Source organism: Streptomyces sp. NBC_00193 (assembly GCF_026342735.1).
GTDB lineage: Bacteria > Actinomycetota > Actinomycetes > Streptomycetales > Streptomycetaceae > Streptomyces > Streptomyces stoeckheimensis.
In genome coordinates this window covers 130,243-151,640 of record NZ_JAPEMM010000002.1, presented here as the reverse complement: position 1 = coordinate 151,640, position 21,398 = coordinate 130,243, and the positions used below count along the sequence as shown (strand labels likewise).

Annotated in this window: 21 protein-coding genes and 7 pseudogenes; 12 read left to right on the top strand and 16 right to left on the bottom strand. The window is 67.7% G+C overall.

Translation table 11 applies throughout. From position 1 onward, the window contains the following. Positions 1-108: 108 nt before the first annotated feature. The gene (locus OG898_RS28785; RefSeq protein ID WP_266960814.1) at positions 109-348 is read left to right on the top strand and encodes a hypothetical protein; all 240 of its coding nucleotides are present in this window, start codon (positions 109-111) and stop codon (positions 346-348) included. A gap of 210 nt (positions 349-558) precedes the next feature. Here OG898_RS28785 and OG898_RS28780 read toward each other — a convergent pair whose 3' ends face one another. From OG898_RS28780 to OG898_RS28770, 3 genes and pseudogenes are all read right to left on the bottom strand, one after another. After that, on the bottom strand, positions 559-1,032 hold the full coding sequence (locus OG898_RS28780) for a hypothetical protein (RefSeq protein WP_266960812.1): 474 nt from the start codon (positions 1,030-1,032) through the stop codon (positions 559-561). Positions 1,033-1,068: 36 nt separating this feature from the next. After that, a pseudogene (locus tag OG898_RS28775) lies at positions 1,069-1,938 on the bottom strand (IS5 family transposase). Positions 1,939-3,199: 1,261 nt separating this feature from the next. After that, positions 3,200-3,781, bottom strand: coding sequence for a DNA/RNA non-specific endonuclease (locus OG898_RS28770; protein WP_266962649.1), 582 nt, complete (start codon positions 3,779-3,781; stop codon positions 3,200-3,202). Between OG898_RS28770 and OG898_RS28765 the strand changes: the two genes are divergently transcribed. From OG898_RS28765 to OG898_RS28755, 3 genes are read left to right on the top strand one after another with little or no spacing between them, the layout of a single operon-like run. Beyond that, positions 3,689-3,940, top strand: coding sequence for an SDR family oxidoreductase (locus tag OG898_RS28765; RefSeq protein ID WP_266962648.1), 252 nt, complete (start codon positions 3,689-3,691; stop codon positions 3,938-3,940). The two genes, OG898_RS28770 and OG898_RS28765, sit on opposite strands and share 93 nt — an antisense overlap. 26 nt (positions 3,941-3,966) lie before the next feature. Beyond that, positions 3,967-4,608: an NUDIX domain-containing protein gene (locus OG898_RS28760; RefSeq protein WP_266960800.1), complete on the top strand. Its 642-nt coding sequence runs from the start codon at positions 3,967-3,969 to the stop codon at positions 4,606-4,608. After that, entirely contained in the window at positions 4,587-5,237 is a 651-nt protein-coding gene (locus OG898_RS28755; protein WP_266960798.1) for a hypothetical protein, read from the top strand. The genes OG898_RS28760 and OG898_RS28755 overlap by 22 nt, the downstream gene beginning before the upstream one ends. A gap of 41 nt (positions 5,238-5,278) precedes the next feature. Here the strand turns inward: OG898_RS28755 and OG898_RS28750 are convergent. The 4 genes and pseudogenes from OG898_RS28750 to OG898_RS28735 form a co-directional block, all read right to left on the bottom strand. Continuing rightward, positions 5,279-5,554, bottom strand: a pseudogene (locus OG898_RS28750) (ATP-dependent helicase C-terminal domain-containing protein); the annotation flags it as partial. Between the two features lie 24 nt (positions 5,555-5,578). Then, entirely contained in the window at positions 5,579-5,977 is a 399-nt protein-coding gene (locus OG898_RS28745) for a transposase (protein WP_266960796.1), read from the bottom strand. A 485-nt stretch (positions 5,978-6,462) separates the two neighbouring features. Next, entirely contained in the window at positions 6,463-7,101 is a 639-nt protein-coding gene (locus OG898_RS28740; RefSeq protein ID WP_266960794.1) for a hypothetical protein, read from the bottom strand. A gap of 743 nt (positions 7,102-7,844) precedes the next feature. Further along, on the bottom strand, positions 7,845-8,990 hold the full coding sequence (locus tag OG898_RS28735) for an SMI1/KNR4 family protein (RefSeq protein ID WP_266960792.1): 1,146 nt from the start codon (positions 8,988-8,990) through the stop codon (positions 7,845-7,847). A gap of 288 nt (positions 8,991-9,278) precedes the next feature. On the opposite strand from OG898_RS28735, the gene OG898_RS28730 reads away from it, so the two are divergent. Continuing rightward, positions 9,279-9,695 (top strand): hypothetical protein, encoded by a 417-nt coding sequence (locus OG898_RS28730; RefSeq protein WP_266960790.1) that lies wholly within the window; start codon positions 9,279-9,281, stop codon positions 9,693-9,695. A gap of 125 nt (positions 9,696-9,820) precedes the next feature. Here the strand turns inward: OG898_RS28730 and OG898_RS28725 are convergent, their stop codons facing one another. The 4 genes from OG898_RS28725 to OG898_RS28710 all read right to left on the bottom strand — a co-directional run bounded on the left by OG898_RS28725 (position 9,821) and on the right by OG898_RS28710 (position 11,953). Then, a complete protein-coding gene (locus tag OG898_RS28725) occupies positions 9,821-10,363 on the bottom strand; it encodes a phage tail sheath C-terminal domain-containing protein (protein ID WP_266960788.1) in 543 nt (180 codons plus the stop codon). Further along, complete coding sequence (locus OG898_RS28720; protein ID WP_266960786.1) at positions 10,338-10,916, bottom strand: hypothetical protein; 579 nt, start codon at positions 10,914-10,916, stop codon at positions 10,338-10,340. Before OG898_RS28720 ends, OG898_RS28725 begins: the two co-directional genes overlap by 26 nt. 232 nt (positions 10,917-11,148) lie before the next feature. Further along, positions 11,149-11,424 (bottom strand): isoamylase early set domain-containing protein, encoded by a 276-nt coding sequence (locus tag OG898_RS28715; protein ID WP_266960784.1) that lies wholly within the window; start codon positions 11,422-11,424, stop codon positions 11,149-11,151. 172 nt (positions 11,425-11,596) lie between these two features. After that, positions 11,597-11,953 carry an STAS domain-containing protein gene (locus OG898_RS28710; protein ID WP_266960782.1) on the bottom strand — a complete coding sequence of 119 codons (357 nt, stop codon included), beginning with the start codon at positions 11,951-11,953 and terminating at the stop codon, positions 11,597-11,599. A gap of 846 nt (positions 11,954-12,799) precedes the next feature. Here OG898_RS28710 and OG898_RS28705 point away from each other — a divergent pair. Continuing rightward, positions 12,800-13,138, top strand: coding sequence for a MerR family transcriptional regulator (locus OG898_RS28705; protein ID WP_266960780.1), 339 nt, complete (start codon positions 12,800-12,802; stop codon positions 13,136-13,138). A 511-nt stretch (positions 13,139-13,649) separates the two neighbouring features. On the opposite strand, the gene OG898_RS28700 is transcribed toward OG898_RS28705, so the two are convergent. The 3 genes and pseudogenes from OG898_RS28700 to OG898_RS28690 all read right to left on the bottom strand — a co-directional run bounded on the left by OG898_RS28700 (position 13,650) and on the right by OG898_RS28690 (position 15,953). Then, positions 13,650-13,973, bottom strand: a complete 324-nt coding sequence (locus tag OG898_RS28700) for an STAS domain-containing protein (protein ID WP_266960778.1) — start codon at positions 13,971-13,973, stop codon at positions 13,650-13,652. 279 nt (positions 13,974-14,252) lie between these two features. Further along, positions 14,253-14,654 (bottom strand): ATP-binding protein, encoded by a 402-nt coding sequence (locus OG898_RS28695; protein WP_266960776.1) that lies wholly within the window; start codon positions 14,652-14,654, stop codon positions 14,253-14,255. Between the two features lie 103 nt (positions 14,655-14,757). Further along, positions 14,758-15,953 (bottom strand): annotated as a pseudogene (locus tag OG898_RS28690) (PP2C family protein-serine/threonine phosphatase). 631 nt (positions 15,954-16,584) lie between these two features. Here OG898_RS28690 and OG898_RS36345 point away from each other — a divergent pair. From OG898_RS36345 to OG898_RS28670, 4 genes and pseudogenes are all read left to right on the top strand, one after another. Next, positions 16,585-16,803 carry a hypothetical protein gene (locus OG898_RS36345; RefSeq protein ID WP_323182851.1) on the top strand — a complete coding sequence of 73 codons (219 nt, stop codon included), beginning with the start codon at positions 16,585-16,587 and terminating at the stop codon, positions 16,801-16,803. Between the two features lie 154 nt (positions 16,804-16,957). Continuing rightward, a pseudogene (locus tag OG898_RS28680) lies at positions 16,958-17,120 on the top strand (hydrophobic protein). Positions 17,121-17,493: 373 nt separating this feature from the next. Then, positions 17,494-17,847: a PRC-barrel domain-containing protein gene (locus OG898_RS28675; protein ID WP_266960774.1), complete on the top strand. Its 354-nt coding sequence runs from the start codon at positions 17,494-17,496 to the stop codon at positions 17,845-17,847. A 48-nt stretch (positions 17,848-17,895) separates the two neighbouring features. Further along, a complete protein-coding gene (locus tag OG898_RS28670; RefSeq protein ID WP_266960772.1) occupies positions 17,896-18,258 on the top strand; it encodes a hypothetical protein in 363 nt (120 codons plus the stop codon). Positions 18,259-18,266: 8 nt separating this feature from the next. Here the strand turns inward: OG898_RS28670 and OG898_RS28665 are convergent. After that, positions 18,267-18,652, bottom strand: a pseudogene (locus OG898_RS28665) (transposase); the annotation flags it as partial. A gap of 355 nt (positions 18,653-19,007) precedes the next feature. Between OG898_RS28665 and OG898_RS28660 the strand changes: the two are divergent. Next, the gene (locus OG898_RS28660; RefSeq protein ID WP_266960770.1) at positions 19,008-19,316 is read left to right on the top strand and encodes a hypothetical protein; all 309 of its coding nucleotides are present in this window, start codon (positions 19,008-19,010) and stop codon (positions 19,314-19,316) included. A gap of 428 nt (positions 19,317-19,744) precedes the next feature. Continuing rightward, positions 19,745-19,996, top strand: a pseudogene (locus tag OG898_RS28655) (transposase); the annotation flags it as partial. 58 nt (positions 19,997-20,054) lie between these two features. On the opposite strand, the pseudogene OG898_RS28650 reads toward OG898_RS28655, so the two are convergent. Continuing rightward, positions 20,055-21,343, bottom strand: a pseudogene (locus tag OG898_RS28650) (IS256 family transposase). Positions 21,344-21,398 lie beyond the last annotated feature (55 nt).

Sequence of the window (21,398 nt, the reverse complement as noted above, 5' to 3'; positions counted from 1 at the left end):
CCGCCCTCCTCGGGCGAGGCGGGCGCCTTCGGCCTGCATCCCAGGTTCGGGGTCGACCGCATACACCCGGGCTACGCGGCTGGCGAGCGACAGGGACCCCTCGCCCCGTTGATTCGCACCGTCGACGCCATTGACCCCGAACCGGCCATGCTCGCCGAGGGGCGACGTATCGCTGACGAACGCGGCCTCCAGTCTCCAGTTCTCGTTCTCCTACTCCAGCCCCACGTGCTGGGAGCGAAGAGGGACGAGTTCGAGCGGTGCTTGCGCGACGCCCTGCCGGCCTTCGACCCCATCAGGATCTACCGCAACACCGTCCAGATCGAATGCACGATCGCGACCAGGAATTGAGGAGATCCGTCGGGTCACCCCAAGCTTCCCAGCCGCCGCACGGTCCCGCTGACCTGCGGCCCAGCAGATCCTGCGGCGGCCGGCGCGGATCCCGTCCAAATCGGCGCGGGTCCGGCCCCGGACGTGAAGCCAGCTGTGGACGCCCAGGCCATCTCGGCGCAGCAGCTTGCCCGGGGCAGAGAACCATCTTGAAGCGGTCGGGAGATCCGTTCAGCCGATGGTGAAGCGCTGGTTCTGGGCGTTTCGGTCGCAGCGGGCAGTGCGGTAGTAGCCGTTGTCCTGCTGGTAGAGACAGCGGCCCGTGCCGACGCTTTGGAGCATGATGGCGCTGCGAGCGGCGGGCTGGACGGTGCGCCACTTCTGGTACGAGCCGCCGTTGCAGCGCAGGGGGTAGACGTCGCCCCGGTCATTGCTGTCGAGACAGCGGCCCCAGAAGTTGTTCTTAAGAGTGGTGCTGGTGTTGAGGCGGCCGTTCCACTGCCACAGGAGGCTGCCGCGTCCGGTGGTGCAGCGGTCGCCCTTGAGGTCGGTTTCGGAGGTCTCGCGCAGGCAGTCACCGTGGCGGTAGTTCGCGAAACGGCTGGTGGCGGTGGCAGCCGAGGCGGGTGTGGGGGTGAGGAGGGTGAGGGCGAGGCCCGCTGCGGCGACGAGGGCGGCGAAGGCTTTTCGGGTCGGGCGGCGCACTGAGGGTCTCCTTAGAGGTCGTTTTATCCCGCTGTTTTATCCCGGTATCGGCTGTTTGGTCTGGTGTGTCGGGTCGCGCCAGGAGATGGTGTTCTCGCCGGTGAGGCGGCGGGTCATGAGGTCGGTCATCGCGATGTGGATGATGGCTTCGGAGCGGGCGGGAAGGGTTTCGTAGTCGCGGGCCAGGCGGCGGTGGAGCATGAGCCAGCCGTAGGTCCTCTCGACTGCCCAACGTTTCGGGATCGGGGTGAAACCCCTGGTCCCGGGCTTGCGGGCGGTGATCTCCATGTCGATGCCGAGGGTGGCGGCGTGTTCGACGAGGTGCTGGCGGTAGCCGCCGTCGACCCAGACCTTGCGGATTCCGGGGTGGTCGGCGGCGACCTGGTCGATGAGCCGGGTGCCGGCGACGGAGTCCTGCACGCTGGCCGCGGTGACCAGCACCGTGAGGAGAAGGCCGAGCGTGTCGGTGACGATGCTCCGTTTGCGGCCCGCGATCTTCTTGCCCGCGTCGATGCCCTGGCTGGCGGCAGGAACGCTGGTGGAGGTCTTGATGCTCTGGGCGTCGATCACACACGCTGAGGGCTCCGCGTCCCGTCCTTCCTTCTCGCGGAGAAGTTGCCGCAGGAGTCCGTTGAGCTGGGCGAACACGCCCTCGTCTGCTCATCTGGCGAAGTAGCCGTAGACGCTCTGGTGTGGCGGGAAGTCATGCGGGAGGTAGGCCCACTGGCAGCCGGTGCGGTCCACGTAGAGGATCGCGTTCATGATCTCGCGCAGGTCATGCCGCGGAGGCCGGCCGAAGTCCAGAGCCCGGCCACGGCGCTCGAAGCGCCACGCGGACAGCACCGGCTCGATCAACTCCCAGCGCGCATCGGACAGATCACTCGGATACGGGCGTCGCGTTGTCATGATTCCGGCGTACTGCCGCGGACCGAGTGCGCCCAGGCGCACAGCCGCGGCACCGGAAGCACGCAGGCCACCAATGGCCGGACATCCTGGGATGAGACAGGAACAAGGCCCAAACCGCCCCACCCGTCACCCCACCCGGCCCACAGGCACTGGCTCCACCCGTGGTCACTACCGCACCGCGACCGGCCGCCTCGTGAATCACATCAAATTCATGCAATCCAGGTTAAAACGACCTCTTACAGTGGTTTTCAGAAGTACCTCAAGAGGATCCCCGAACAGCACCGCCTACACCTGAGGAATGGGAAAATCCGCTGACGACTACTGAAGGTCCGAGAGGAGGCGCTACGTCGAAGCTGCCACTCATTCCACAGAATGTATCGGAAGCCCGAGCCGAATCGCCAAGAGATGATCAGGCCGCCGGAGCGCGCCGGGCTCCAGGGCCAGTCCGTAGCTTGGCAGCTCGCCAGAGCGGCCAATCATGGATCCGACGAACACGATGCCTCGACGACACGACCAAGATAGTGTTACGAACTCTTGGCAGGGGAACCTACCGGGTACCGGGCTCGCGGCGTCCACAGAGACCCCTTTGGCTTTACGGCGGCCACAACGTCATCCAGTTCCTCGGTCCACCGCCCGAAGTGGTACAGCGTGCTGCGGCGTCACACCGCGCCGAGTCGGCGGAATTCATGGATGGCTAGGGGGTACAAGGATGAGAGGATTATCGATTTCAGTTGCCCGTCGAGGGACGCTGCGAGGAATTGCGTGCAGGGGACGCCGAAGTGCTCCCACCGTCCGCCGCGGGCCTCGTTGACCATGACGGTCCACTGGTCAGCTTCGAGGCCGGGCTGGACGAGCCAGTAGATGCATTCGCCGTTGTCCGTGGTCGCCCATGGGATGACTCGGGCACCCGCTGCTTCGAGCTCTGCCGGCTTCCTCTCGAACTCCCACAGGTCCTCGAGGCCTTCGGCCTGGTTCTCGGCCCAATCGATGAGGTCGTAGTTCTCGTTGGGGCAACTGGGCTCGAGGACGTACAGGTAGTCGTCCCAGTTGCTTCCGCCCTAGGTGCGGATGAGCTCCTTGTAGTCGGAGGGAAGCTCGACGCCAAGGGTGCGTTCGACCTCCTCCCAGTCATTCTGGCGGGGCTCGCTCGGGGCTGGGGCGATTTCGCTAAGGCGCGTAAGGGCGTTGGGCATAACGGGGTCCTGTTTCTGGGGTATGAATCCGTGAGGCAGGGTGGGGAGGGTTAGGCGGGCCGGCCTCGTCAGCTGTATCTCTTCACGTTGGGTATGAATGCAGCGCTTCCCAACTCGGTGATTCCGGTGCTTCTGTGTTGAGTGAATGTGAATCCATTCGAGCCATAGGCTTCGATGTCCACGCCTGTGGGGATTTCATCGGTCCCGTTGTATCGAGGGGTGATGCTGTACTGGATGGTTTCTCCGGATTCGACTGCGGCCCTGACCTGGTTTTCGATGTGCTGCATGACGGGGGAGTTGGCGTACGAATGCATGGTGACGAAATTTGCCTGATTGTAGTTTGATCCGCCGAGTTGCGCGCCGAAGAGGTGGGCCCGGTTGTATCCCTTGTCCTTTTCCCAGTCGGGGGGATCGCCGTGCGGGTCTAAGGGGTTCTTGCCCATCATGTAGTCCCCGAGGGTGGAGTGCATTCCTGTCGGCCGGCCCAGCGCGTCGAGTTCGCCGTAGACAACCCTGCGGCCCCATGTCGGGTCGTCCTCCTCTGCCTCGCCCCGTCGCTGGCCAGAGAACTTGGCCCGTGCGGCATCGCCGTGAAAACTGTCCTCCCTGGGGCAATCCAGGTTCCCGCCGAGAACGACCTCCCTGCCCACCACCGCGCTCGGCCCGAGGGCCAGATCGCCCGCCAGTGCGTTCCCCGCCGCGGTCAGCACGAGGACGTCGCCGCCGCCATCACCTTCCTCGCCAACCCCAACACATCGTTCATCACTGCCCAGCCGTTGGCCATCGATGGCGGCTGGATGCCCCACTGACCCACCACGACCACAGGGAGAAGCCCATGAAGGAGCGCGTCCGCGCCATCCTGCTCACCACCGACGGCACCATGCTCGTCATCAACCGCATCCGCCCCGGCATCCCCCCGTACCAGGTCCTCGTCGGCGGCGGCGTTGAGTCCCAGGACGCCGACCTGGAAGGCGCGCTGCTCAGGGAGATCCACGAGGAAATCGCCGGCGAAGCCGTCAACCTGCACCCCTTCCGTCAGCTGGAGAACGACAAGGGCGAGACCGAGCACTTCTACCTCGCCCGGATCGGCGTCTGGAACTTCGACGACCGCACAGGCCCGGAGTTCGCGTGCGACGACCGCGGCGAGTACCTGCTCGAGGAGGTCCCGCTCACCGTTGAAGCCGTCGACGCACTGAACCTGATGCCACCCCAGCTCAAGGACGCGCTGCTCGACGCGATCCGAGCGGGAAGCCTCACCGTCCCAGTGGCGTGGCCGGCCGAGTATCCGTCCCTGCCGCATGGCCGTCAGCCGCCGCCGAGCAGTGGCCCGACCCGTGGTTCGAGTCCTGGGAGCCCGTCGCGCCCGCCGGCTGTGGGGCTACGGCCGTCTGAAGTCGTGCCCCATCGTCCGGATATGGTCGAGGCGCTCTTGCGGACCGGTCCTACGCTGGAGGCATGGCCACCGATCCCTTGCTGAGGCAAGGCCCCGACTCGACGGAGCTGGTTCTGCGCGTCGGTCCGGCCGGGCCGACGTGGAACGTGCTGGCCTCGGCGGGGCCGGCGCTGTTCGCTCCGCTCGCTCTGGGCGCGCTGACCCTGCTCGTCGCCTTCGGCATGGCGATGGCCGGGGCGCGGGCGTCGACCGTGTTCGTGGTGGTGGGTGTGATCGCCGGGCTGGAGTACCTGATCGGCTGGCTGGCGCTGGCCTCTTCCCGGGCCCGGGACATCCTGCGGGTGGAGTTCGCGCCGGCCGGGGTGCCTGCGTCTCTGCGGTTGGTCCGGGGCGCCGGGCCGGACGACTGGCTGCCCGTCAAGACCCTGCGCGAGGTGCGGCTGACGCACAAGGTGGTGGAGCCGTACCAGGGGGACCACAAGCCGGCCGTCTCCACGCTCGCGCTGGAACTCTTCCTGCAGGGCGTCCAGGAGCAGATCTCTCTCCCGTTCGACGGCGACCCGCAGCGTCTCGCCGACGCGCTGAAGGCCCTGCTCGGCCCGGCCGGGGTCGTGGTGCTGCTGCGCACCGAGCGCAGCACGCGCGATCGGCCGCAGCCCAAATCCAGCTGGACTTCCGGCGGTTCGGCATCGGCCAACTCGGGTGGCGGCTGACCCCGGGCTGCCCGTGGCGCTCCCCGGTTGGGCGTGTTGAGCCGCCGGGCCGGCTCGGCAGCAGACGGGTCCTGCGGCCACGGGTGGCGGGGGTAGCAGCCGCGGAGCTCGGCCCGCACGGCGCGGTAACCCTCGCGCCAGAACGACGCGAGGTCGCCGGTGACGGCGGCCGGGTGCCCGGCCGGGGAGAGCAGGTGGACGGTCAGCGGGGGCCGCCCGTCCGCCAGCGCGAAGGCGGCAGACCAGCCGAACAACTCCTGTAGTTTCACCGCGAGTACGGGCCGCTCGCCGCCGTAGTCGACCCGTACCCGCGAGCCTGGCCATGTGGACCAGCCGGACAGTCAGTATCGGTGAGAACGATCACGATCGGTGGTGGCGACGGCGCGGTGCCTCTTGCGGCAGTCAACCGCGTCGAAATGCGGAGGCCCGCCCCCGCGGGAGCCGAGCTTCTGGCGGTTGCTCGCCTGGTCGGCCTTGTCGGGGATGGTGCAGCGAATGCCCCGTCGGCGCAGGTGGGCCCGGTTCTTCCGGGAGGCGTACGCCTTGTCAGCCCTCACGTGATCAGGGCGGACGCGTGGCCGGCCCGACCCGATGCGGGGCACGCGGCGGACCTTGTCCAGCACGGGTTCGAACTGCGCTGAGTCCCCGCGCTGTCCAGCGGTGATCACGAGGGACATGGGCTTCTGGCCCTGCTCGACGGCCAGGTGCAGCCTGGTGGTGAATCCGCAGGATGGCCTCACAGGACCGGAGCGGCGCAAGGTCTCGGTCTCATCTGCCTCGACCTCCTCGGAGACGTCCTACGTCGGGATTCTCAGCGATCTTCGACGCAACGGGATCTGGGGGAACGGGCCTTTCGGGCCGCCCGTGCGCCCGGTGTGCAGGTAGAGAGGGGGGCGCCGCGCTGGTCCCGTCAGAGCTTTCACGAGAGGGAGGGGCCGGGACCGAATGCAGGGAGGGCCTCGGCCACCTGTCGGTGACCGAGGTCCTCCGAGCTCGCGCAGCTCCTTCAGCAGCGGAACGTCCGCCGCGTGCCCGTCGATGACGGCGCTGGTGTCGCCATTGGCCCGATGCCGACGCATCAGCGCCCAAGCGGCAGGACTCGTCTCCGTTCAGGCGGGCCAGGTGCGCGCTGACGGCAGTCAGGCCCTCGTTCTCGCCCAGTTGCTGCATCTGGGCGGCCAGCGGCGGCCAGGTCCCGGCCGTGGGGGTGCGGTAGATGGGGCGGTCAGTGTTCGAGGTCGGCGCGCATGGAGGCGAAGAGGCGGGCGGCGTCGGCTGGGGTGGTGCGGGGGAAGAGTGCGACGGCGGCGGTGGCGGTGTCGGTCCAGCCGCAGATGACGTCGGTGGCGTTGGCGGACTCGGGCAGGCTGAGGCATTCGAGGGATCCGCCGAACGGGCCGGGCTGGTACGGCTTGGCGGTGGTGGGGGTGCCGGTGGAGCCGTTCTGCAGCGCGTAGTCGATCAGGCCGCGCCAAAGGTGCTCGCGACGCTTGTTCGGGTCCTCGGGAACGCTGTCGACGCCTACGAAAAGGATGCGGCGGCCGGAGGTCTGGCCGGCACGGTTGTAGTCGGCGACCACCAGGTGCATGTCGTCACGCATCTCGCCCGGGTCGATGGGGACGTCGGAGACCGCGTTGGCGCCGGTGGCCTTGGTGAGCCCGCCGGCGGTGGCGGCCTCGGTCAGCGTGTGCTTGCCCGAACCGGCGGGCCGGGTGGAAGCGGGCCTTGCGGGCGCGGAGACGGGGGTGGAGGCGGGAGCGGCGGGAGGGCCTTCGGCTTCGCCTGCAGGGTTGCAGGCGGTCAGCGTCAGCGTGGGTGCGAGGGCGATCGTGGCGAAGAGGGGGCGGGGACCAAGGATGGGCATGGCGGGGTCTCCCGGGTGTGGTGGTCGGCTGGGCTGCTGGGCCCAATGGCCGCAGGCTAGTGGCCGACTGGGCGGGCGGGTGCCCTGAGCCAAATTCCCTTACAGCACCGGGACATGGTGGTGACGTAAGAGCCTGGTGGTGACGGGCACCGTGTCCCTTTTCTCCTCGCCACATCGGTAACCGGCACGTCGCCCTCATCCGTACCTTCAACGTCCCTGAACAAGAGGCGGCGGCCGCCGGTGCTGGCCCCGCAGGTGCGCTGCCGGTACGTCGGTGGGTGGGTGGCGACCAAGCACTGGTGGGCGCTGTCGGTGGACCAGGCCGAGCGCGAGGCGTTGCTGCGGTACGCGGCCGGCTGCCCGAACGCGGTGCTGGCCTTCGACCGGGCCAGCTGACGGGCCGAGCCCCTCCCGGCGTCGTGAAGTTCGGCGGCGCCGCGGGTTGCGGACCTTCGGGAGTGTTGGTGTAACCGCGTGCGAGAACGTTGGCGTGCACCCCTCTGGCCTGCGGTTTTGTGGGACTTTCGGGGCTTGCCCCTCCGCGTTCGAAAGTGGCCCCCGGTGCAAATGACTCGTGCCGAACCACAAGGAGAGGTGGGTGGTCCCGGTGCAGCCCAACCGCATGACGTCAATCGTCAAGGCCATCTTCACACTGAAGCGGCAGCGCGGCAGATCCTTAGTGAGCGCTTCGTCTGGCGATAACCGCCACATGAAGCGCTCACGCGGAACCGAAACCCCTGGGGTCAGTCCTGATCTTGGCTGAACTGGGCCGCGTACCAACTGGAGTCGATGGCGGGGTTGCGCAGCGCCCCCCAGAATCGGTCGTCAGGTATAAGTGGCAGGGGCTGATTGCTCAGGTCCGCATGCAGATCCGCACGCCAGTCGAGAGTGAAGTGACTCCGGGTCTCCGCGCTCTCGCACACAGACCGGTACGGGGACCCCCAGATCCCGAGGGCTATCTTCTCCGCGGCCCACCTGCGCGTGTGGTCTCGGCCGGTGTCGGCCTGTGCGAGCACCGCGCGGAGTCGCAAGGCGAGCGGGCCGGTCTGGTCAGGCTGCGGCAGGGCCACACCGCACTCCCACGCGTCCAGGGCTGTCTTGATCTCCGGGTAGTTGTTCAGACCCGTTTCGACCGCCAGCCTGCGCAGCTGCTTCCGCGCGGCGTCGACCACCTGCTCATACGGCAGGACTGCGATCAGCGCACCGAGTTCCTCATGCCCGTCCAGGTGGCTCACGTGGAGGAGGTCGGTGGGACTGTAGGACAGGTCCAGCTCTGGCAGCTGCTCATCCGGTGAGGGAAGGGGCTCGTCGGCACTGTACTGCGGCCTGGCAGGCGGACACGCCTCCCAGAACAGCCGGCCGTTGAAGGTGACGACACCGGCGTCCTGGCCGCGCTCAAGCATGCCGGCCAGTTCGGCCAGATACTCACCCAGCGAGTCGGCCTGCCCGAAACTGGTGCCGGTCTCGTCGAAGAACCGTCCGATCACACCGAAGGAGTCCCGCCCGGTACGGCAATCCATCACAAGACCGTCCGACGTCACGTCGTAAGAACCGAACTTCACGTAATCGTGAAGCCAGTAGCCCTCGGTCTCCCCGTCGAGGCCCTGGTCGATGCCGCGCATGAACCCGGTGTCCCCGAGGATTCCGATCACTCCGAGCAGCCGGTCGCCCGTGCTGAAGCGGAAAGCCTCAGGTCCCTCCAGCGCCCCGTTATGCCGGAGGAGTGAAGCGACCAGGTCCGGAGGAAAGGTGACCCCCAGTTCCTGTTCCGCTGCTGCGATCTCCTCGCCGCCTGCAGGCGGCCGAAGCGTGGCAAACGTGCGGGGCGCGTGCTCGCGCAGCCACGCGTCGATGCGAGTCCATGAGTCCTGGACCAGGTCTGATGTCATAGGGCCGACCTTAGAACCAGCGGCTGACAACAGCTTGATCGTCGCTCACCGGCCTTGCCGCCGGGTTGGCGTTCAGGCCGGCAAGCTTCGAGCGGCCCCTTGCCCCGGCTCACCAAACTGCTGGCACCGGACGCTGCAGTCGCCCACTCGACACTGAAGCGCTCAGTCGCAATCACCCGATCGGTGGCCAACTCGAAGAAGCTCAGTGGACCAATCTCTCTGAAGGCTGACCGCGCGGTGTTGTCTCGACGAAGCGGGATCGGGATGTCCTGCTGGCAGTCTGGTGGTGTGGAAGACTTCACCGAGCAAGGGCTTTGCGACGCGATCGCCGCAGCGGAATCGCCGGACTCGTTTGTGCGGGCTGAGGCGGGACGATTTCTGGCGGCAGCACCGCAGATTGAGGGTGTCGCCGGTGTCCTGCACCGTCTGTTGCTAGACGCTCAGGACACCGGCGTGACCTCGGACACTGCGTTGGCTCTCCTGGCTCGGGGCGATGTGGCCGGCCTGCGGGCCGTGCTCGCTGCGCGCGCAGTCGCCTCTGATCAGGGAACCGCCGATCAGCTCGCTGCGGAACTTGATTGCGACCCACGCTGGGCGACCGGGCAGGACCGCGCCGAGCTGATCGCGGAACTTCGGACGCTGGCAGTGGACAGAAACCCAGATGTCCGCAGTGAAGCCCTGCTGCGACTTACACACCTGCGCTGATCGGGAGCCGCTGGTAAGCCCGTGGAGCGTTGCCATCACGGAAGAGCGCGTGCCGCGGGAGCTCTCCCGGCGGGGTGCTCGAAGGTGTGGTGGCCGGGTGGGGCCGGACACCACACCTGCATGGATCAGGCTGCCGCGACGGCTTGCGTGAATTCGAGGGTGATGAACTCGGCAGGGCGCAGGGCGGCCACGCCGATCTTCATCACGAGGGTGCCGTTCTTGATGTCCTCGTCCGTCATGGTCACGCCTTTGCCGACCTGGACGAAATAGGCCTCGGCCGGGGTGTGGCCCATGAGGGCGCCCTGCTTCCACAGGTTGTAGAGGTAGTTGTCGACCGCAGCGCGGACGGCTTCCCAGGTGGCAGGTCCGTTGGGCTCGAAGACGACCGTCTTCAGGGCGGTCTGGACGTCCCGCTCGATGACGCTGCACAGGCGGCGTACGGGGATGTACCGCCAGTCGCCGGCCGTGGCCGGGGCCGCCGCGGTGCGCGCTCCCCAGACCACGGTGCCGACACGGGGGAACTCGCGGATGAAGTTCACCGAGGGGTGCTCGGACTGATCTGTGTCGCTGACCTTCAGGGTCGGGCCGCTCACGCCCTGGAGGGCGACGTTGGCCGGCGCCTTCCACACCCCGCGTACGGCGTCACACCGCACCCAGGTACCCGCCACCACGCCCACCTGGCGGCACCGCCACGGTCTCACCGCCCGCGATGGGCTGCTGGACCCAGGGGTGATAGACCGCCGCGAACTCGTTCAGGTCCCAGGCGGCCACGGCCGCGGCGGCACCCGCCGCGTCCTGGTCCCGGTCGGCGTGCAAGATCGCCATCGCCTTGTGGGCCGCCGCGTACCGGACCAGCGCGCCGGCCCATTCACCGGCCGTCTGCGCGCCCCGGTCCCACAGGCCGGGGGCGAGGAGCATGGTGATGTCGGGGTAGGCCTCCAGGTCCGGCAGCGCCTGCGCGGGAGTGCGGCCGGTGGTGTTGACCAGGTAGCAGTAGCCGCCACCGTTCGCGAAATACCCGCGCAGGACCAGCCCGGTCACCGAGGCGAGCGCCTCCTCGCCCCGCTCGGTGAACTCCAGCCAGTTGTTCAGCCGCAGCACCGAAGCCGCAGCGAAGCCCAGGTCCGCCAGGAAAACCGGGACGGCCGTAGGCCCGCTCCCCACCGACACCCCCGCCTCCAAGAGCTCCTCCACATACACGCCCGGCACCGATACGGCCATGACCACGCCCTTTCCCGCAGACAAGCACCGCCCCGGACACGACCGGAACAGCGCGCAGACCGCGGGAACCGTAGCCACCACCGCCCCTGCGGAAACATCACCAGCAGGGCTCGGCCTCCAGACGATCAAGCTTGGCGAAAAGGAGTCCCCGGGGGCTCCGGCCAGGTCCGATTGAACTTCCATGACGCAAACGCACGTTCGTCACAGTTAGACGGGGGCAGACGACCGCGGGTCAGGTGTGGATGCGGCTGTTGGCGCCGTCGTGGCCGTCGGCTTCGTGGTCGTTGAACCAGTAGTCGCCGGCGGCGAGGTAGCGGAAGGAGTGGGCGCTGCGGCGGGGGAGTGTGACCGTTGCGGCACGCGTCCCGTCGCCGCGGGGTTCGAGGGGGTGGGCGGCGGGGTTCCAGTGGTTGAAGTCGCCGACCACGCTGACCGGCCCGTCGGGGGTGTCCTCGGGGAGGACGAAGGTGACCTGGGCACGGTTCTTCAGTTGCTTGCGTTCGAGCACGGGACGGACTCCAGCGGGAGGGGAACGGTTTCGCCTGTGCATCCTCGCGCGTACCGGGCCGGGACTGCGGCACATGGCCGGGCGCAGGCGTGCAGATCACCCGGCCGGACGGCGTCGGCCGGGTGATCTGGGTGCCGGATCGCCCTGGGGCGACCTCACCGATCCGGGGGGGCTATTCGGCCTGGTCTTCGTGGGTGCCGGTGATCGGGAAGAGCTGGCGGGTGCCGGTGATTTCGAGGAGCTTGGTGACTTGCTGGTTGGGGGCGTGGAGGCTGATGCGCCGGCCGTGCTCGATGGCGGTGAGGCGGGCCTGGAGGAGGGCGTTGAGGCCGGAGGAGTCGCAGAAGGCGAGCTCGGTCAGGTCGAGGACGACCTCGGGCGGACAGTCGCTCTGGGTGATCAGAGTGCGAAGGGCCTCGGCGAGGAGCGGGGCCTGGTCGATGTCCATCTCGCCGCCGACATGCACGATCACCTGCTGGCCATCCTTCTCCACCTCTAGGGGCGGAATACGGTTCTGCGCGTCTTCCATGTGCTCAGCGTAGAGGGCGCCCGCCAGGTTCAGGGTCCCGCCAGCGTCGATTTCCTCTGTGCGAGGCAGTCGTGTTCCTCATAGAGGCGGTCACGAAAATCTACGCTGGCCGGAGTAGACATTGGGCTGTGGTCTGGTTATGGTTTCTCTCGTAGCCCAGAGAGAGCGAAGGGCCTGGCAGAGACGAACTGCCGGGCAGTGGTACAGGTAGTTGCAGTCCGCAGTGCGGTGCGGTCGTGGAGTGTCGAAGCCAGAAGCTTGTGCAGGACGGCGACGGGACTGACGGCCGGACCGGGTGGCCCGTAGTGATCAGGGGCCGCCGCGAGCAGTACCGCAGTGGCAGTACCCAGCAGAGAAGTGAGTGGTACCTCGGTGAAGGTGTCGGCTGCGGGCGCGCGCACCGGGAAGTTCGGCAGTGGGGTTCCAAGCCAGAGTAGACGCACGATGGGCAACGGGGCTGGCTGCCGGAGCGCGGCGCTAGAACAGGCCGCTGAGCAGTTCGCATCACCAGCAGTACCCGTGTCACCAGCAGTACCAGTAGGTGCAGTACCGCAGTGAGAGCAGTATCCGGCAGTGAAGTGATCCCAGAGGGAAGAACGGAGGAGCCGAGCACCATCAGGATCGCCCGGACGGACAGTTGAGTCCGGGTACCGCAGGACATCGATAGTGAGGTGGTCTCCGGTCAAGCAACCGCGATCCCCGCAGCCCCGGCAGCATTCCGGTCGGGCAGGCGGACACAGAAGGCCGGCGCACGATCAGGGCCGGCAGATGGTGTAGCAGTTCCTTCGGGGCCCTGGCGCTTATAGGCGCCAGGGCCCCTCCACGCGTTTCCACAGAGAGGCACACATGACAGCAGAGAATCCGATCGGCCCCCTCGGCGGCCACCTGGACGACGACGACTTCCCCGCCTACACGATGGGCCGGGCCGCCGAGATGCTCGGCACCACTCAGGGCTTCCTCCGCGCCATCGGCGAAGCCCGCCTCATCACCCCGCTCCGCTCCGCAGGCGGCCACCGCCGCTACTCCCGCTACCAGCTGCGTGTCGCCGCCCGCGCGCGGGAGCTCGTGGACCAGGGCACCCCGATCGAATCCGCGTGCCGGATCGTGATCCTGGAAGACCAGCTCGAGGAAGCCCAGCGCATCAACGCCGAATACCGGCGTGCCGCGGAAGCGACCGACCGCTGACCGCCTCCACAGGCGACTGACTCCTGTGCTTGCCCGCTGGCGTCGGCGGGCAGGCGACGGGGCGAAGGTCACGGCAGGTCGGGTCTGCTTGAGAAGAGAACGCCGAGCCGCCTCCGCCCGCCGACCGCACCGCCCTACTGCGCCCGCACGCGAGGTGTTCCCGGGCGTCCGTTGATCCCAGGGCCTGGCCGTGCCCCGGGGCCTGGACGTCGGTGACCGGAGCGCACCGTTGCGTAGCCCAAGGGCCGCTGCCCGAGCGCAGGCCCAGGACGGGATACGCCGGTGAGGGTGCGCGCACCTGCACGCACCATGAAGGTGACATCACACAACCAGCGGGCGTGGCATCGAGGGCCGCTCGACGATGACCGAACAGCAGCTCAAGAACGCCCTCGGCCACTGACCGGGGACGGGCCGGCCGGTAGTTGCGCGTGACTTGCACGCGCAGCAGGGGGATCGGCGCTACCCAGGTCAGGGCAGCAAGACGCCACTGCGCCGTCGTGGACCACGCGGACTACGGGGTGAGGGTGAAGAGATCGCGTGCTCCGGTGATGTCCAGGAGGCGCAGGGCCTGGTCGGGAAGTCCGCACAGTTCCAGCGTGCCCTGTTCGGCTTCGGCGCGGTTGCGGAGGGTGAGGAGCAGGTTGAGGCCGCTGGAGTCCATGAAGGTGATGGCCGACAGGTCCAGGACGAGCGTGCGGCCATCCAGAGTGACGAGGTCGAGGGTTGCGGTGATGTGCGGGCAGGTGTCCATGTCGATCGCGCCGGCGATGGTCAGGACAGTGCGGGGCCCGGTGGACGTCGTCGAGGAGAGGTTCTGGGTGGGGTGCGTGGTCATCGGATCCGCCTTCGGATCGGAGCCCATTGCGGTCGGCTCCCGGATTCGGGCGGAGAAGGCCGTCAAGCGCGCGGCCGCCTTGGGTCGCGCGAAGCCGAGCGAGACCACCCGTACCCTCCATCGGCCACCCGAGGCCGGCCTCCGGGCGGTGCGGGGTCTCCCACCAGACCAGGCTGGTTGTCCTTTGAGCGTGTCACGCCCCCGCCGCAGAGGCCAGACAGGACCCGGCCATGTGTTCCCACCAGGGACGGGACCGCGCATGGGTCTGGGCCGGCGGCCCTACCAGGGGGCGTGGGCGTAGATGGTCTTTCCGCCGTCGGGCGTGGGTTCGGTGTGGGTGTGGGTGGTGAGGCGGTTGATGAGGTGCCATCCGTAGCCGCCGTTGCCGTCGGTCTGGGGCGGGCGGGGTTCCGCAGGCTTGGGGCTGGCGTCGGTGACGCGGATCTCCACGTGGTCGTCATGGAGTTCCAGGTGGAGGGCGGCGGGCCCGTCGGTGTGGCGGATCGCGTTGGCGACGAGTTCGGTGACGACCAGGAGGACCGCGTCGGTGTATTCGGGCCGGGCAGGGGTCCGGACCTGGGCTGCGTGGCGGAGGAAGTCGTCGGTGGCGGCCCGTGCTGTCGTCGTGGGCCGGCCGGTCCGTGAAACGGGCCGGTCGAGGACGAGCATGGGCGGAACCACGGAGTCTCCCTCCACAGTGCGGGTGGGCTTGCCCAGCGCCTGCCCTTTTTGCCGGTGCTCATCCTGGTTTACCTGGTCGCAGTCGCTTGTGCCTGTTCCGGGATCAGGCGCTCGTCCGGGTGCTTTCGCTGCGGGGTCCGTGCCAGTCCAGGCACAGGACGGTCGCGTCGTCCTTCGGCGGACCGCCGTCGTACGCGTCGCTGACGGCGCCGACCAGGGTGCGCACGACTTCGCGCGGGTGCTCTGCCGCGGTTTTCCGCAGGAGTGCCGGGAGATCGACGGCTTCGGCGTCGCGTTCTTGCATGCCGTCGGTGTGGAGCAGGAGGCGGTCACCGGGTTGCAGGTCGAGGTCCTGGACCGAGTAGGGCGTCTGGAGACTGGCGCAGCCGAAGGGCAGGTTCACGGCCAGCCGCAGTTCGGTGACCGCGCCCTCGCGCACGAGGAGGGGCCAGGGGTGGCCGGCGTTGACGAGCTGGGCACGGGTTCCGTCCAGGGCGATGCGCAGGAGCTTGCCGGTGGCCATGGTCTGGCGCCCGTGGTCGAGGAGGGCCTGGTGGACTTGGCGGGCCTGTTCGGCGAGGTCTCGCCGGCGCGGCGGGCGCCTCGGGAGGCGTTGGCGAGGAGGGTGGCCATCAGGGAGGCGTCGACGTCGTGGCCCATGGCGTCCGTGATGGACAGGGGCAGGGTGCGGGCGTCGAGGCTGTAGTCGTAGGTGTCCCCGGCGATGGTGGAGGCGGGGACCAGGGCGCCGGCGAGCGTGAACTGCGGGGCTTCGCAGGCAGCAGCGGTGGGCAGGAGCTGGCGCTGGATCTCCGCGGCGAGGCTGACGGTGGTGGTGCGGTTGCCCCAGTGGTACAGGTCGGTGAACCGGCGATCGGTCACGAGAATGTACGCCAGAGCGTGCGCGGCCTCCTCCACCTGCGCCAGCACCTGCGCACTGACCTCCGGGAGGAAGACCTCCAGGACTCCGATGGTGTCACCGCGGTTCGTCACCGGCGCCAGTACCCGCTGCCCTTGCCCGCCATCAGCCGCAAGCACCAGCCTCTGGGAGCGCAAGACCTCGTCGTAGACACTGCTGCCCGCCAGAGGAACCTGCTCAGCACGGTCCTCGTGTTAGGTGACCGCGGTGTCGTGGACGCGCAGCAGGCGCCGGCCAACGATGTCGACGAACAGGAACGACACGTACCGTGCCCCGAACCGGTCCCGCAGGTTCCGTGCCACCACGTCCAGGGAGTCCACCGGCGCGGCAGCCTCCGCAGCCGTGAGTACCTCGGCGAGTCCGATCCGCTCCTGCGCCACATCAGCCTCCGTCGGTAGGGCTCGCCTCCCCGCCCGCACGGCAGGAAGGTACATCGCGTCGCAGAAAGGAGAACGTCGCTATGGTTTTCGCCTCCCCGGTGCCCTGCGGATGCACGGGCTAGGCATCTCCTCATCTATGAGCCCAATTCTCCCGAATAGCTCTGCCGAATCCTGAACCCGGTGCCCAACGGAGAGTGCGGCGAGGTGCCCGGGTGGTCAGCCACGTAGGCGAGGGGAAACGGATGGTGGGTGGCATGTGCGGGCGGGGCGGGGGCAGAAGCCCGGCGTGCCGTAGTCCCCCGTTCGGGGCAGGGCAACCAAGGCCTCGGCCTGCTGCGGCACACCACACCTCCGTTCGGATTCACGTGGCGGCCTCGAGGGATCGGCAACTTGCGCCGCTGGAGGTGGCCGTGCTTTTCCGGGAGGAGGGATTACCTGTGGCCGTACGTAATCGGCTGATCCGACGGACCCCGTCCGCCGTGTGGGCCGTGCTGGCCGATCCGACCCAGTACGGACGGTGGATCGTAAGGCCTTCGGAATCCGTCCCGCTCGATGAGGCTGGCCCGCGGTCGGCTCCCGGCTCTGCTACACCGTGCGGCTCGGGCCCTGTTCGGCCCAGGGGGTGACGACCGTGCGCCATCTGAAGCCCGCGACGGAGCTGGAGCTGGAGGCGTCATTCACGCCGATCGGCACGGCGCGCATCTTCCTTCAGCTGCGACCGTGGGGTGAGGAAACCCTGGTCGTCTGCGACGAGCACCCCCTGCGCGGACTGGGCGGAACCCTGCACAACCCGCTGAGTGAAGCCGCTCTGCAACTCCGCACCGCGGAATGCTCGCCCGTCTGGCCGTAGTCGTGGAGGAAACACCGGAACTCGCCGCACCGGTACGCCAATGAATCGAAAACCGGGCTGCACATCTTCCCGCCTGCGCCAATAAGAAACAGGTAAGTATTGTGCGCATGTTCGGGGGGAGGTCGGGCAGATGACTGCTCGGAGGTTGATAACTATGGTTCCCCTGCTTCTCGTTCGTTCTGCTGGTACTGATTCTCGCCGGTGCGGGTTTCGCGATCAAAATACTCTGGTGGGTCGCGATCGCGGTCCTCGTGCTGTGGCTGATCGGATTCGTCGCCCGGCCCAAGGGTGGCAGCGGCCGGTGGTATCGCTGGTAGCTTCCTCACGAAATCCCAGTACAGAGGCAGTGTGGCGGTGGCCTGTCCTCCCCCGACCGGGGTAGGACAGGCCACCGCCATGTCGCCAAGTCCAGGCTCCATCTCTCCGCTACCGGGGTGAAAACGGATATCGGGTGTAATGGGCAGAGTGTCGGGACGGTCGCCGTGACGCAGCAGGGACCTGCTCACCTCCAACGATCGACAGCCGCCCCGGTCCCGGAGGTAAATCTAGGTGTGTACGGGCAAAGATGCGGGGCAGGCGGAAGATCAGGACGGAACGAGAGTTCCGCCGTGAACGCAATACGGAAAAGGGAGAGTTGCCGGGGAAGTGATTCCCCTCAGTCTCCAATCAACCGGAGGAGTTGTTTTTCGCATGACTGAAAACTTTTGGGGTTACCGGGAGACCGCCGGCCGTCTGGGCGGGTCGGATCTGACGGGGTACAAGGTCGAGGCGAGCGACGGTTCCATCGGCAAGGTCGACAAGCACTCGGATGAAGTCGGATCCTCGTACATCGTGGTCGACACCGGCCCGTGGATCTTCGGCAAGGAAGTCCTGCTGCCCGCGGGCACGATCAGCCGGATCGACGCCAACGACGAGAAGATCTACGTCGACCGGACGAAGGAGCAGATCAAGAAGGCTCCCGAGTTCGACAAGGACAAGCACCTCGATGACGCGGACTATCACCGCCAGGTCGGCGGCTACTACGACGGACCGCACCGCCTGTAACACGCCCGGCATCACTACGTTGACGACGAACTGCTACGCCTCCTGGAGATGGCGAGCCCGGACCACCGGGTGCCGGCGCTCGCCGCTCGTGCGGAGGCCTTCGCCCGGGACGGCGATCAGGACCAGGCGGTCGGCACGCTGGAAGAGGCGTTCTCCTACCTGGCCTCCCGCGAGGGCGGAGCGGGCGAGGATAACGGGTTCAAGGCCCTGGTGGCCGCGGCGACGGTCATCGATCCGGGACGCTGTCGCCGGCACCGCATCCAGAGGCTGGCGGCCCATCAGCGAACACCCGCCTGCCTGGCAGCCGCGGTCCTGGCCGATCCCGAGCTTGCTCCCGTGACCGTCAGCCTCCTCAGAGGTGACGACCTCCAGGCCACCTACGGCCTTGGTACTGGTGGGCTCAGCCAATAGCTTGACGGTTATCCAGTTCGTCGAGGTTTCGTGCCGACCTTGGGGTGCGCTGGTCTGGTGTAGGACTCGCCGGTGGCGAGGACGCGTCCGACGTCATAGCGGGTGGCGGTCCGCCGGTTCTTCGAGTCGGGTGGGCGGCGGGGGCCGGGCCGATGGGGTTTTCGTGCAAGGGCCGGCGTGGCAGCCCTCACGCGGAGCTTCCTGAACCCCCGGCGGACCCCGGGCGGGGGTTAGTCTGTTCGGTTCCGCCGGCTGCTCCCAGGGCCGGCGGATATCCGGTGCGAGTGGGTGGGCGGGCGAGCCGGAGCTGGGTGTGTGCGGCCAGGACGAGCCAAGTCCAGCGGTCGGCCGCCTCGGAGTCCCGGAGCTTGGGCCGGGTTCAGCCGAGCCTTCGAAGGGCTCTTCGCGGCGACCGTCGCAGAGGCAGCTGCCGGTGTGAGCGGGAAGGTTCAGTGGGGCTAACCCGACGAGGAGTACTGGTTTCCGACCGGCACCGGGGACTCTGCTGCCCTGATGGAGCTCGGTGAATCTCCCCGCGCGTCGCATTGGGGTAGGCCAGACCTGCTCGCTGCGGTCGCTGCCGGGCCGGCGGTGCTTGCGCACCGTCGGCTGGCTGTGGCCGCACGCTGCTGCCTCCTGGCACGCGTCCCGTTCGATCAAGGTCGCGTTCCCCCCTCTTGCTGCAGCAGGTTGATCGCTGAGGCATCGGCTCATGACAGGCTGTCCCTTCTGAGTACGGAGGGGGAGCCATGGCAGAGGTCGGTGGATGGATCTGGGAGCGCAACCTGCGGTCGTTCCTGGAGTTGTTGTCGCACTACGTGGGTTACGGGTTTGATGCCACCGACTGGGAGACGGTGGCCCTTGCGGTCGAGACGACCGACGACGAGCGGCCCGACGGCTGGTACTCGTACCCCTTGGTCGGCGAGCATCGGCACGTCGAGGTTCGGCTTGCCCGCGCTGGCGGCGGCGATGAGCTCATGGTGACCGTGAAGGGAACTCTGACGACTGAACTGGAAGTCCGGGCGGACACCCTGCTGGCCGCCTTTGCAGCTGGCTGACCAAGGTCAACTTGACCCGTTAGCCGCATGAGGTGTCCTATCTTCTAGGCAGGTTGGCGCTCCCAACCAGTCCTGGCGCAGGCCCGGCGACGAGTCAACGTCCTGTGGGCACTTCTCCGAGACCAGCGGCACTACGAACTCACGCCACCAGCATCAACCGCCTAAGAGAACCTCTCGCCGTCACAGGCCGGTGCAGCGCCTGCGGAGGTACCACGACCTGCGATGTTGGCCAGTTCTTCGACCGCGGCATGCTCTGTTGGGGCACCGAAGGGCGATGCGTGGTCTGCTCGAATGGGTGGTGCGAGGAAGACATCGGCCCCATCACGCCCGAGAACATTCGACAGGCTCTGCTGCAAGCGCACGGGCCAGCGCGGCCTCGCCTGTCTGGAAACGTGCCGAGCCTTGTTCCCGTGCTGCAAGCCCTTCGCGGAACCCCGCTAGCCGTGACGCTGACCGGCGGGAACCGACACGACGTCACCCAGCTCCTGCCCCTGCTGGACGCCGTCCCATCGATTCGAGGTCGGCGGGGACGCCCCCGCCACAAACCCCGGCGTCTGTACGCGGACCGGGGCTACGGCTACGACTTCAACAAGTACCGCCGCCTGCTGTGGAAGCGCGGCATCAAGCCACTGATCGCGCGACGGGGCGTCGCCCACGGCTCCGGACTGGGCAAGGTGCGGAGCCGTTTGAACTGGTGCAGCCAGGCGAAGGCGCGCGGTGGTTTTGGGGTTGTTGGGTTCAGCGGCGGGCTGCTGAGAGCCGGCCGTCGAAGGTGATGTCGAAGGCGTTCAGAGCGGCCTTCCATCGCTGGGTCCAGCGTTTGCGTCCCTGGCCGGTGGGGTCGAGGCTCATGATGGCCATGTAGACGCACTTGATCGCGGCCTGCTCGTTCGGGAAGTGCCCCCGGGCCCGGACGGCCTTGCGGATCCGCGCGTTCACGGACTCGATCGCGTTCGTCGTGCAGACGATCCACCGTATCTCGGTGTCGAACTGCAGGAACGGCACGAACTCGGCCCACGCGTTCTCCCACAACCGCACGATCGCCGGGTACTTCCGGCCCCACTCCTCCTGGAACTCCAGGAACCGCTCCGTCGCGGCGTCCTCGGTCGGGGCGGTGTAGACGGGCTTGAGAGCCTTCGAGATCTTGTCCCAGTCCTGCCGGGCCGCGTAACGGAACGACGCCCTCAGGAGGTGAACGACACAGGTCTGCGTGACCGCCTGCGGCCAGACCGCTCCGATCGCGTCGGGCAGCCCCTTCAAGCCGTCGCAGACGACCATGCAGACGTCATCCGTGCCGCGGTTCTTGATCTCCGTGAGGACCTGGAGCCAGTACTTGGCGCCCTCACCGCCGTCGCCGGCCCACAGGCCCAGAATGTCGCGAGTGCCGTCGACCGTGACGGCCAGGACCACATAGAGGGGCCTGTTCGCGACCTTCCCGTCCCGCAGCTTCACGTGGACGCAGTCAATGAACAAAACCGGATAGACCGAGTCCAGAGGCCGGTTCTGCCATTCGTTCATGCCGTCGATCACCGGTCCGTGATCGTCGAGATCGTCGTCTTGGAGACCTCGGCCCCGTAGACCTCCGCGAGGTGAGCGGAGATCTCGCCGTGGGTCAGGCCTCGGGCCGACAACGACAGGACCATCTCGTCGACGCCGGTCAGCCGGCGCTGCCGCTTCTTGACGATCTGCGGCTCGAACGAACCCTCTCGGTCCCGCGGGACCTCGAGTACGACCGGGCCGACCTCGGTCACCACCGTCTTCGAGCGGGTCCCGTTGCGGGTGTTGCCCGAGCCGGCCTTCTCATGCTTCTCGTGCCCGAGATGATCGGTGATCTCGCCTTCCAGAGCCGACTCGAGGATCCTCTTCGTCAACTGCTGCAGCAGACCGCCCTGGCCCGTCAGCTTGATCCCGTCGGCCTTGGCCCGGTCTACCAGCTGACTGATCAGCTGATCGTCCAGAACATCCGGCGCCACCCCGGACGGCTGCACCTCCGCCACGGCCTCCGCCGACACGGTCACGTCTGTCATCAGGTGTCACTTCCTACTCGAAGATCCACCGTTGACCGTACAGACCCGGGGCAGG